This is a genomic window from Limosilactobacillus sp. (assembly GCF_041859915.1).
Lineage (GTDB): Bacteria > Bacillota > Bacilli > Lactobacillales > Lactobacillaceae > Limosilactobacillus.
On the sequence record NZ_JBFLGB010000016.1, the window covers coordinates 17,111 to 29,043 of the forward strand.

General features: G+C 45.4%; 12 protein-coding genes. All 12 read left to right on the forward strand.

Annotation, left to right across the window (positions count from 1 at the left end; genetic code table 11):
- Nucleotides 1-8: 8 nt before the first annotated feature.
- Nucleotides 9-1,025, forward strand: coding sequence for a DNA polymerase III subunit delta' (holB, locus tag ACEYV4_RS03795; protein ID WP_373842102.1), 1,017 nt, complete (start codon nt 9-11; stop codon nt 1,023-1,025).
- Entirely contained in the window at nt 1,018-1,368 is a 351-nt protein-coding gene (locus ACEYV4_RS03800; protein WP_373842103.1) for a DNA replication initiation control protein YabA, read from the forward strand. The genes holB and ACEYV4_RS03800 overlap by 8 nt, the downstream gene beginning before the upstream one ends.
- Before the next feature lie 7 nt (nt 1,369-1,375).
- On the forward strand, nt 1,376-2,242 hold the full coding sequence (gene rsmI, locus ACEYV4_RS03805) for a 16S rRNA (cytidine(1402)-2'-O)-methyltransferase (protein WP_373842104.1): 867 nt from the start codon (nt 1,376-1,378) through the stop codon (nt 2,240-2,242).
- Between the two features lie 13 nt (nt 2,243-2,255).
- On the forward strand, nt 2,256-3,020 hold the full coding sequence (locus tag ACEYV4_RS03810; protein WP_373842105.1) for an acyl-[acyl-carrier-protein] thioesterase: 765 nt from the start codon (nt 2,256-2,258) through the stop codon (nt 3,018-3,020).
- A gap of 135 nt (nt 3,021-3,155) precedes the next feature.
- Nucleotides 3,156-4,667, forward strand: coding sequence for an exopolyphosphatase (locus ACEYV4_RS03815; protein WP_373842106.1), 1,512 nt, complete (start codon nt 3,156-3,158; stop codon nt 4,665-4,667).
- 1 nt (nt 4,668) lies between these two features.
- On the forward strand, nt 4,669-6,924 hold the full coding sequence (locus ACEYV4_RS03820; RefSeq protein WP_373842107.1) for an RNA degradosome polyphosphate kinase: 2,256 nt from the start codon (nt 4,669-4,671) through the stop codon (nt 6,922-6,924).
- Nucleotides 6,908-7,867 carry an exopolyphosphatase gene (locus ACEYV4_RS03825; protein WP_373842108.1) on the forward strand — a complete coding sequence of 320 codons (960 nt, stop codon included), beginning with the start codon at nt 6,908-6,910 and terminating at the stop codon, nt 7,865-7,867. Before ACEYV4_RS03820 ends, ACEYV4_RS03825 begins: the two co-directional genes overlap by 17 nt.
- Before the next feature lie 149 nt (nt 7,868-8,016).
- Nucleotides 8,017-9,012: a UDP-glucose 4-epimerase GalE gene (gene galE / locus ACEYV4_RS03830; protein ID WP_373842109.1), complete on the forward strand. Its 996-nt coding sequence runs from the start codon at nt 8,017-8,019 to the stop codon at nt 9,010-9,012.
- Between the two features lie 148 nt (nt 9,013-9,160).
- Nucleotides 9,161-9,886, forward strand: a complete 726-nt coding sequence (tsaB, locus tag ACEYV4_RS03835; RefSeq protein ID WP_373842110.1) for a tRNA (adenosine(37)-N6)-threonylcarbamoyltransferase complex dimerization subunit type 1 TsaB — start codon at nt 9,161-9,163, stop codon at nt 9,884-9,886.
- Entirely contained in the window at nt 9,870-10,439 is a 570-nt protein-coding gene (rimI, locus tag ACEYV4_RS03840) for a ribosomal protein S18-alanine N-acetyltransferase (RefSeq protein ID WP_373842111.1), read from the forward strand. The genes tsaB and rimI overlap by 17 nt, the downstream gene beginning before the upstream one ends.
- A gap of 3 nt (nt 10,440-10,442) precedes the next feature.
- Nucleotides 10,443-11,474 (forward strand): tRNA (adenosine(37)-N6)-threonylcarbamoyltransferase complex transferase subunit TsaD, encoded by a 1,032-nt coding sequence (gene tsaD, locus ACEYV4_RS03845; RefSeq protein WP_373842112.1) that lies wholly within the window; start codon nt 10,443-10,445, stop codon nt 11,472-11,474.
- Nucleotides 11,475-11,639: 165 nt separating this feature from the next.
- Nucleotides 11,640-11,933: LysR family transcriptional regulator (locus tag ACEYV4_RS03850; protein WP_373842113.1), on the forward strand; the 294-nt coding region annotated here is incomplete at its 3' end.

Sequence of the window (11,933 nt, forward strand, 5' to 3'; positions counted from 1 at the left end):
GAATCAGTGTGAACGAAGAAACACATCCACAAGCGGAACAACTCCAACCGCGGATTGTTGAGCGCTTAAAGCGAGTTTTAAATAATCATGAACTGGCCCATGCTTACCTATTAGTAGGGCCGACCGGTTCTGGTAAAGAGGAAATTGCGCGGTGGCTTGCCCTGCGCCTTTTCTGTTTGCACCCCATTGACAATGAACCGGACCTTACCTGTGCCGAGTGTCAACGGGTCCTGACTGGTAACCATCCCGATATTGTGACTGCTGCAACACAGGGCCGTCAGATTAAGGTCGACGAGGTTCGGCACTTAAAGGCTGAATTTACTAAGAGTGCAATGGAGGGTAACCAGAAGCTTTTTATTATAAAAGATGCGGATAAGTTGACCACCGGGGCAGCTAATAGTTTGCTTAAGTTCATCGAAGAACCAGGACCCGGAGTTTACATTTTAATGCTAACCAGTAATAAGAGCGCGGTTCTCCCAACGATTCGTTCACGAACTCAGATAATTGAAATGCAACCTTTGTCACGGGCCGCATTATTAACTCAATTAGCCCAGGCTGGGGTGGCACCTGATCAACGACTGATCGCAATTGGTTTAACTGATTCCGTGGCTGAGGTGCAAGCATGGTGCCGAGATGATTGGTTCGAACAGGCAATCGCTGGTGTGTTTAAGTGGTTCGACCAAGTTGGGCGGGGAAACCTGCTAGCGTTTGTTGAAGTGCAAACGGAACTGCAAAAATTGGCAACGGACCGTAAGAAGCAGGAGGTTTTACTGGACCTAATCACCCTGATTTGGCGTGATACTTTATTGGTGGCTAACGGTATCACAGATCAGGATCGTTTACACTTCAGTGAAGGCCGGGTAAGTGCCTTAGCTGGTCATTATTCAATTGACCAACTTTTAGCAGTTAGCCAACTGACATTAGGAATTCGTCATGAACTCAGTCAAAATATTAATTTTCAAAATATTGTAGAACAATTGACGATTCGGATCATTCGAGTATTGCGGGGGCAAAAACATGAGTGAACAACAAGCACATGAGAATATTTATGATCGTTTTGCCCAGGTGACCAAACAGACCCGTGAATTAGTGGCCAACATGGAGCAGCTTCAAAATCAGATTACGTCAGTTTTGGAGCAGAACGTAGAGCTTTCGATTGAAAATGATCACTTGCGCAAGGTTATTAAGAAAATGAAGGATCAGAATGGTGAACCACAATTATCGGGTTCACGTCAAAACCTTAAAGAGCTCTACCAGCAGGGCTTTCATGTCTGCAATGAATACTTTGGTAAGCGCCTTGCACCAGGGGAATCCTGCGCCTTTTGTACCGATGTAATTTTTGGTCATGATGCGGATCAAGCAAAGTAGGTGAACTATGCAACAGATTAGTAGTTTTAAAAATCAAACTGGTGGCTGTCTTTACCTAGTACCGACACCGATCGGCAACCTGGATGACATGACCTTTCGAGCAGTCAAAACATTGCGTGATGTTGACCTAATCGCAGCCGAAGATACTCGCCACACGCAGCAGCTTTTGAATCATTTTCAGATTGCTACCCGTGAGATTAGCTTTCATGAGCACAATACGGAGCAAAGGATTCCAGAATTACTAGCTAAATTGCAGGCCGGCTTGAAAATTGCCCAGTGCAGTGATGCGGGGATGCCGTCGATTTCGGACCCCGGTAAAGAATTGGTAGTAGCCGCAATTAAAGCCGGGATTCCAGTAGTTCCGTTGCCGGGAGCCAATGCCGGCCTGACAGCATTGATTGCTTCCGGGCTAACCCCGCAACCGTTTTACTTCTATGGCTTTTTGGAACGCAAACACCAGCAGCAGGTGACTGCTCTGGAAAAGATGGTTAATCGGCCGGAGACAATGATCTTTTATGAGGCTCCGCACCGGTTGAAGAAGACCCTAGCGACAATGGCCGAGGTTTTTGGTGATCAGCGTCCCGTTGTTGTAGCTCGGGAATTGACCAAACGGTATGAAGAGTTTAATCGAGGAAAGCTTGGAGAGATGCGCGATTGGTTTGCTAATCACCAAGCCCGGGGAGAATTTGTCATCTTGGTAGGTGGTAATCCTCATCCTACTGAGAAACGAGATCAAGGCCAGCCAAAGTCATTGACCGAACAGGTTGATGCAGCAATTGTTGATGGCTTATCGACTAATGCGGCAATCAAGCTAATTGCTAAACGCAATGGGGTGAAGCGCCAAAAACTATATAAGCAGTACCATAACCTATAAAGAAGGAAGCAAAATGAACTTACAGCAAAGTAAACAAGTATTTGAGATGCCCCATTTGTTGACTTATTACGAATGTGATGATACCGGCCATCCTAGTCTCAGCATGGTTTTGAGCATGATGTCAATGGTCTCAGATGCGCATAGTAGTTTTCTAGGCATGGATACTGCAACGATTCAGGCAACTGGTGGTGGCTGGGTGATTACCGGCTACGAAGGTGAATTTTCTCCGAAGCAACCGACATTTGGTGACCGGGTAATTCTAGGTACCCGCGCTGTTTCCTATAATCGTTTTTTTGCTTTACGGGAATTTTGGATGACCGATCCTAACCACCAAGTGCGATATGCACATTTTCATGCAATCTTTGTTTTTATGAACTTGAAAAAGCGGCGCTTAATGTCGATTCCTCAAAAATTGATTACCCGGTTTGATTCACCACTAAAGAATCAGGTTCCCCGGTTGAAAAGAATTGAAACAATTACTACTGAACATTCTCATGAGCAGACTTATCGGGTTCGTTACTTTGATATTGATGTCAACCACCACGTCAATAACGCCCGTTACTTTGATTGGTTATTAGATCCACTTGGCGGTCAATTCTTGCGTACTCATCAGTTAGTACGGATGGTGATTAAATATCAACGTGAAGTTCGTGAGAATTCGATGGTAACCAGTCGTTTTCAAGTTATAAGAGCAGCCGACCGCTTAACCAGTCGACATGAGATTGTAGTTGCTGGACAAAAATGTACTATTGCAGAATTTCAATGGATTAATCGTTAAATTTGTATCAAAAGAAGCTATTTTTTACGAAATAGCTTCTTTTTCATTAATTTTGCACCATTTACTACGGAGCGGACAATGAATGTTCTATAATTAACAATAGATAAAGAATTATCAAAAAGAGGAGTGGTTGGCGTGAAGAATTCATTAACTGCAGTGATTTATTTGGAGCCTAACCAAGTTAGTCTACGAATCTTAGAATTGCCAAAGGGACGGGTGATCAATGATGTTCACTCGGGTGCGCTAATGGTTGGCAGTGGCAACATTGCAAATTATGCGCAAAATATGGCAGCAATCGTAAATAATTTGGCAGGCTTTAAACAACTGCTAAAAGACTATCAAGTTAAAGATGTTCATTTCTATGGGGCATTTGAAGATCTGGACCCAGTTAATGCACGTTACGTAGCTGATCAATTGGAAGTGCGGACCGGCTTGCGGATTCAATGGTTAAATAATAACCAGCTGATGGCCCAGACAATGGGATGTGTAGTCACTACCTTGCCGGAATTTAAGTCCCTTAGTAAACACTGCCTTTATTTACTAACGTTGGGACTGGACTCGGTTACCTTAGCTTTCTTCCACCATGGTAACTTTGAGAAGTTATGGGACCTGGATTTGGGAAGTGCCAAGATTAGCCGGTTGGTTCAACGATTACGACAGACTACGACTAATCCTCAGGAGATTATTCAAGACTATATCAGTTCAAAATTGGAATACATTGCTCCAGAGTTAAAGCGTAAGAAGAAGACCGTTCTACTAATTCAAAATGCTTCGCTTTTAAACCGACATTATATTCCGCGCGGCGAACGCCTAGCTAAGGTTCCTAAGGCTCCACTTCAAAAGGTTAATCAGGAACTCGGCGTTCGGCCAGGTAAACATGGAGCTTGGATTAGCAGTGCCTTATCCGATCAGGAACACCAAAGCAACTTATCAAACTACCTTGTGATTGCCCGAACTGCCCACCTGGTTAATCCGTTACGAATTGCCGTTACCAATATCTCAATGATGGATGGCCTGGTTAATGGCATCACTGATAGTGGTGCTCAGAGTCAGATTAACGCGATGATTCGAACGTCAGCTGACGATATCGCCCAACGTTACGGGGTTGATACGGCTCACCAGAAATTTGTTACCAATTTTGCTTGTCAATTCTTCGACCAATTGCGGCCAATCCACCGTTTGGATAACCATGCCCGGTTGTTATTGGAGATTGCCAGCAAGGTTGATGACATCGGCAACTTTATTAATCAGCAAGGTCATTATCGTCACTCGGCTTATATTCTGGAAGCAAACCCGTTGATTGGCTTATCAGATAAAGATAATCAAATCATTGCTGAGGTAGCCCGTTATCACAGCGCCGAATCACCAACGGCTAACCAAGCCCATTACCGCCACATGGATGATGATATTCAGATGACGGTTGCCAAGTTGGCGGCAATTTTAAGATTGGTTGACGCGCTTGATGATTCGCGTCAGCAAAAGATTTCATCTGTTAAACTACAACTGACTAATGACCACTTATTAAAGATTAAAGCGACAGCTGATGATGATTTGGTTTTGGAAAAATGGTCTTTTAGTAAAAAGTCCAAGTTGTTTAACGACGTGTTCGGCATCAAACCAGTATTGATTGAGAGGGGCAGAAATTAAGATGTATAAAGACTTTTATAAACCAGAAAATTACGTTAACCGGGAATTAAGCTGGCTCGATTTTAATGGCCGAGTTCTCGAGGAAGCAACTGACAAACATAACCCGTTATTGGAACGGGCTAATTTCTTAGGCATTACCCAGAGTAACGTCGATGAGTTCTTTATGGTCCGGGTGGCTTCATTGCATAAGCTAGCGGCGGCTAACGTTACTACCACCGATGCCTCAGGCTTAACGCCACAGGAACAATTAGATGCGGTAAATGAGAAAGAACACCGAATGGTGGAGGAACGTTACCAGGTTTATAACCAACAAGTTATTCCTGACCTGGCTAAGCAAAATATTAATATTCTCCATATTAAAGATCTCAACGATAAGCAATATGAATTTATTCGTCGTTACTTTAACGATGAATTGATGCCGGTATTGACACCGATGGCTGATGATAGTTCACGCCCATTCCCATTTATTTCCAACAATTCACTTAACATTGCTGTTCAATTACGGCGTGATCCGCAGCAAAAGGCTGCCTCGATGAAGACTAAGGAGGTTCTGGAAGGGGACCAAGAAGTTAAGCGTCACCAAAACGAACCCCATGATGATTCACAAGAATCGGATATCAAGTTTGCCACCGTTCGGGTTCCGGGTATTTACAAACGACTAATTCGTCTACCAGGAGAAAATAACTTCATTTTAATCGATGAGCTGATCAAGGAATTCTTGTCCTTGCTCTTCCCTGGTTACCAAATTATTAAGACGGCCACTTACCGTGTTATGCGGGATATGGACCTCGACGTGGCTGAAGAGGATACTTCTGATCTTTTGCGGGCCGTTAAACAACAATTGCGGGACCGTGAGCACGGCCAAGTGATGCGGCTAGAAGTTGAACATGATATTGATCCCTGGCTAGAAAACCAACTGATTGATAATTTGCACGTCAATGAACGCTCCCTTTACCGAATTGATGGCCCAGTTGACTTGACCTTCTTGAAGAAGTTATCCGGGATGGTCGATGGTCACGACGACTTGCGGTATAAGCCGTTTAAATCCTACCTTAACCCAGTGATGGATATGGATCACAATATTTTTGCGGCAATTCGCAAGAAGGATTATTTGATGCAGCACCCATATGATAACTTTGCCGCCGTGGTCAACTTTATCCACCAGGCAGCACTTGATCCACAAGTCCTAGCGATTAAGATGACTCTTTATCGGGTTTCCGGCAATTCACCGATTATCAAGTACCTGGGAATGGCAGCTCAGCGGGGGAAGCAAGTCACCGTCCTGGTTGAAGTTAAAGCCCGGTTCGATGAGCAAAACAACGTTCGGTGGGCCCAACGATTGGAGCAAATGGGTTGCCACGTTATCTATGGCCTGGTTGGCCTAAAGACTCACTGTAAGACTACCCTAGTTATTCGACGGGATGAAGATGGCTTGCGGCGTTATATGCACTTAGGCACCGGGAACTATAATGATGTTACTGCTCACTTCTATACTGATATGGGCCTCTTTACCTGCGACCATGAGATTGGCATTGATATGACCAATCTCTTCAACATGTTGTCCGGTTTTGCCCGACCACCATATTTCCGTCAATTACGGGTTTCACCAGACGGTATCCGGAAGTTTATCAACCAAAAGATTGATGAGCAGATTGCGGTAGCCAAGAGTGGTAATCCGGCGTTGATTCGGATGAAGATGAATTCGCTGTCTGATAAACAGATCATTGCCCGGCTTTACGATGCTGCTGCTAATGGAGTTAAGGTTCAGTTGATCGTTCGGGGGATTACCTGCCTGCGTAACGACTTGCCAGAATTGCATGGCAATATTGAAGTACGTTCCATTATCGGTCGCTTTCTCGAACACTCCCGGATTTACTACTTCAAGAATAACGGTCATGAAGAGATTTATCTGGCGTCTGCTGATATGATGACCCGGAACCTTAATCGACGGGTAGAGGAACTTTACCCGGTTAAAGAGACTGATACCAAGGCTCGTGCTATTCACATTCTCAATGCCATGTGGAAGGATAATACCAAGGCCCGAATCCTAGTTGGTGACCACTATGAACGAATTAATCGTCACGGTGCTAAGCCGTTCATTGCCCAGGAATACTTTGTGGCTGAAGCTGAAAAGCGGAATAAGCAGGAAAAGCACCAACGAAAGGCTCAGCGGCACTTATCTTCCGTCTTTACGACTTTGAGTAAGCACGTTCCGTCACTCCACCTTAACAATGGGAAGGATGACTCCCATGACTAACCTAGCAGTAATTGACCTTGGTTCTAATTCGGTTCGTTTAAAGATTAGTGAATTACAAAAGAATGGTCAGGCCATCACTAGGCATTATGAAAAGCGTTACGTTCGTTTGTCATCTCATATGGGGCCGGAGAAAATGCTTAAACCGGTCCCGATAAATCGAACGATTAAAGCTTTACGTGATTTTCGTAAGATTTGCAACCAGTATGACCAAGGTAAGATTGTTGCCGTGGCTACGGCGGCAGTTCGCCAGGCCAGGAACCAGCAAGCATTTTTGAAACGGGTCAAAAAGGAAACCGGATTTAAGTTTCGGGTTATCACCGGTGAGCAAGAAGCTTATCTGGACTATGTTGGTGTGATTAAAACTCTATCGCTTGACCGCGGAATTATTATTGATACCGGGGGAGCCAGCATGGAATTGATTGCTGTTGATAACGGTGCGGCCGAAGAAACGGTTAGCATTCCGGTAGGTTCGGTAATTCTTTCTCAGCGTTATCACCTGGGTGACCGGATTAAGGCTGCTGACCTCTTTGATGCGATGGTTGAGGTTGATGAAATTTTGTCACATCAACAGTGGCTTAATCGTTTTCGTCGCACCCGAATCGTGGCCTTGGGTGGTAGTAACCGGGCTCTGGCTAAAGTTTATCGGTGGCGGAATGCCGTCGATGGCAAAGCAGAACCGGTTCATGGTTTGACAATTCGTTCTAAGACGGCTTTTGGAATTATGCACCAATTGATCGAAGCCGACCAGGCGACCCGAGCCCAAACGCGGGGTGTAATGAAGGCACGGGCCGACGTGATCATTGGGGGACTCCTTCCTCTTTTAGCATTAATGCGTCAACTAGCGATTGATGAAGTCAGTTTTTCTAGCAGTGGACTTCGAGAAGGGGTACTCTTTAAGTACTTAGAACACGCGATTGACCTGGAGAATTTAGAAAACCTCTAAGCCTTCAAATGAAGCGTTTCCATTTTTACTTAATATTTACTAAAATTTACTCGTCAGTGCCTTTAAACTGTGCTACAATGCCAGGTGAAGGATAAAAAACACTAACTAGTCATGATGGTTAGGCAGTCGATATTAAGGAGGAATTTGGAATGGCAATTTTAGTTGCTGGTGGTGCCGGTTATATCGGTTCCCATATGGTCAAAGACTTAGTGGAACATGGTCAAGACGTAGTTGTAGCTGATAACTTGTCAACGGGTCACCGGGCTGCGGTTAACCCAAAGGCAAAGTTTTACGAAGGTGATATTCGGGATCGAAAGTTTTTAGACAAGATTTTTGATAACGAAGACATTACGGCAGTCGTTCACTTTGCTGCCTTCTCCATTGTTCCTGAATCAATGAAGAAGCCGTTGAAATACTTTGATAACAACACCGGTGGCATGATTACCCTTTTGGAGGCAATGCGTGACCACCACGTTAAGTACATTGTCTTCTCATCCACGGCGGCAACTTATGGTGTACCAGAACACATGCCAATTAAGGAAACTGACCCTCAGAAGCCAATTAACCCGTATGGTCTATCTAAACTAATGATGGAAAAGATGATTGCCTGGGCTGATAAGGCATATGGTATCAAGTTTGTAGCTCTCCGGTACTTTAACGTTGCCGGTGCTGCTCCTGATGGCACGATTGGTGAGGATCACCATCCAGAGACTCACCTGGTACCAATCATTCTCCAGGTTGCTGCTGGCAAACGGGATGAATTGAGTATCTTTGGTGATGACTACAATACTCCTGATGGTACTAATGTTCGTGACTATGTTCACGTTATGGACTTAGCTGATGCTCATATTTTGGCACTTAAGTACTTGGAAGCTGGCAATGAATCTAACGCCTTTAACCTCGGTTCTTCCACTGGCTTCTCTAACAAGCAAATGCTAGAGGCTGCCCGTGATGTTACTGGAAAACCAATTCCGGCAAAGATGGCTCCGCGGCGTCCTGGTGACCCAGATTCATTAGTTGCTGCTAGTGATAAGGCCCGGACCGTTCTTGGTTGGAAGCCAAAGTATGATGATGTTCATGATATTATCGCGACTGCTTGGAAGTGGCACTCCACTCATCCGAAGGGCTATGATGACCGTGACTAGTCAACTAATTTGAAAGTAAAATCCGCTGTCAACCGGCAGCGGATTTTTTTGATAATAATTATTAAGTCTCTAGTTAGTTAATCAACGGCGACGAAGTGGAGCAGTTGTGATAAGATGTTAGTTGTGATTGAAAGGACGTGCTGAATAAATGAAAGTCTTAGCAATTGATACCTCGAACCACCCAATGAGTGTTGCCCTGGTGGAAGATGATCAACTATTGGCCACCACGACGCTGAATATGGTTCGCAACCATAGCATTTACTTAATGCCCACGGTAGATCGGCTTTTTAAACTGGTCAAATGGCAACCAGCAGATATCGACCGGGTTGTAGTAGCCCAGGGGCCCGGTTCTTATACCGGGATTCGGATTGCCGCAACTACGGCTAAGGTCCTGGCTGATACCTTAAATAAAGACTTGGTTGGTATTTCTAGTCTGGCAGTCGTAGCACGGAACGTGTTACCTACAACCAAGAACATCATCGTACCATTTTTCGATGCCCGACGGGGGAACGTTTTTGCTGGGGCATACCAATGGCAGAATGGTAAGCTGATTAACCGAATTGAAGACCAGCACCTCGCCATGAAGACCCTATTAGACCAACTGGCCAAGGTAGGTCAGCCAGTCATCTTGGTAGGACATTTGACTAAACGGATTGCTGCCCAATTTGATACTTTACCGAATAACGTTACTTTAGCGCCGCGGGCTTATGGGGTGCCATCGACTTACCAATTGGCATTAGCTGGTGAGCAGGAGCCGGCCGTTAAGGAGATTGATCCGTTTGTGCCCCATTATCTGCGAATTACCGAGGCTGAAGCTAACTGGCAAAAGCTTCATCCGGGGGAGACGCGGAAAAACTATGTTCGCGAAGTTTAAGCACTGGTGTCATTTTAAGTTGGCAGGTCAGCATTGGCCGTCGTTAAGCTTTGCCCAGCGCATGGTGATGATTAAGGGTCACCAATATGTGGTGCGGACGGCAACGGAGACCGATATTCAAAGAATAGTTAACATTGAACGTAATATTTACGGTACCGCTCCCTGGAGTTATGCTGCTTTTCAAGTTGAATTGAAACGACCACAGGATCGCCTTTATCTTGTGGTGGTTGACGATGGCTTGGTAATGGGCTTTGTTGGTATGTCTATCGATTGGTATAAATTTGACCTTCACATTACTAATATTGGTATCACTCCTGGTTATCAGAGGCATGGGGTAGGTACTTACCTGATAAAAACAGCGATTAATTATGCTCACCACCTCCAATTACGTTCGGTTAGTTTAGAGGTGCGGGTTCATAATTTGGTTGCTCGTCAACTATATGAAAAATTGGGCTTTCGTGAACGACGGATTAAGCATCGTTACTACCTTGATAACCATGAGGATGCGATCGATATGAAGATAAGCTTGTTGAATAAGGAAGGATCTAAGTAAGTTATGGCAGAACGAACATTGATTTTGGCGTTTGAAACCAGCTGTGATGAAACAAGTGTAGCAGTGGTGGAAAACGGTACAAAAATTCTAAGTAATATCGTAGCCACCCAAATTGATAGTCACCAGCGTTTTGGGGGCGTGGTTCCTGAAGTTGCTAGTCGTCACCACATTGAATGGATCACCCGTTGTACTGATCAGGCATTGGCCGAGGCTAAAGTTAATTATGACGACCTGGCGGCGGTAGCGATTACCTATGGGCCAGGATTAGTTGGCTCACTTCTGGTGGGGGTAACGGCGGCCAAGGTAATTGCTTGGGCTCATCATCTTCCGTTGATCCCGGTTAACCACATGGCTGGGCACCTCTATGCGGCCCGTTACGTTGGTGAATTTAAGTACCCTCAGATGGCCCTGCTGGTTTCAGGGGGACATACCGAACTAGTTTATATGCCACGAGAGCACCAGTATGAGATTATTGGTGAAACTAGAGATGACGCGGCTGGTGAAGCCTATGACAAGATCGGTCGAGTACTTGGTGTCAATTACCCGGCTGGGAAGACCATTGATGAATGGGCGGCCCAAGGCAAAGATACCTTTCATTTTCCCCGCGCAATGGAAAAAGAGGCCAATTACGACTTCAGCTTCAGTGGCCTGAAGAGTGCCTTTATTAATACTGTCCATAATGCACATCAACGTGGTGAACAGTTAAGCAATTACGACTTAGCTGCTAGTTTCCAGCAGAGTGTCGTTGATGTTTTAGCCGAGAAGACCATGCGGGCCTTAGATCGTTACCCAGTTAAGCAACTGATCCTTGCTGGTGGGGTTGCTGCTAACCACGGCCTGCGAAAGCGATTGGACCATGACATGGCTAAGTACCATCCAGAGGTTTCCATGCTTCAGGCACCGTTAAAACTCTGTGGCGATAATGCCGCAATGATTGGTGCTGCTGGTTATATTAATTATCAACACGGTGATCGGGCTGGATTGGACCTTAACGCCGTTCCTGGCTTAATGTTTAAACGGATGGCCGTTGAATAATGAAAACTATAATTAATAAAAAAGACTGACAAGGGAAGTCCTATTCTTCCCTATCAGTCTTTTTGAAAGTGGGCAAGGAAACAGGTTCTTTTAAGGACGTGATGAATTGCCCTTTTTGTGTTCAGCATACACATGGACAGCATATTATATGATATAATTATTAGTATGAAAGGCTGGCAAATCATGGAAAACATACTTAGAAAACTCGACCTGACCACGCTGCGCCTGTTTGCCGCCGTGTGCCAGGAAAGCAGCATTGCCCGGGCGGCGCAGCGCGAGTTCATCGCGCCCTCCGCGGTCAGCCGGCGCATTGCCGATATGGAATCCCTGATCGGATTGCCATTGATCGAACGGCATACGCGCGGCGTGAAAATCACGGCGGCGGGCCAGACGGTCCTGCGCCATGCGCACCGCATCATCGGCGACGTTGAAGCCATGGGGGCCGAGCTTTCGCGCCTG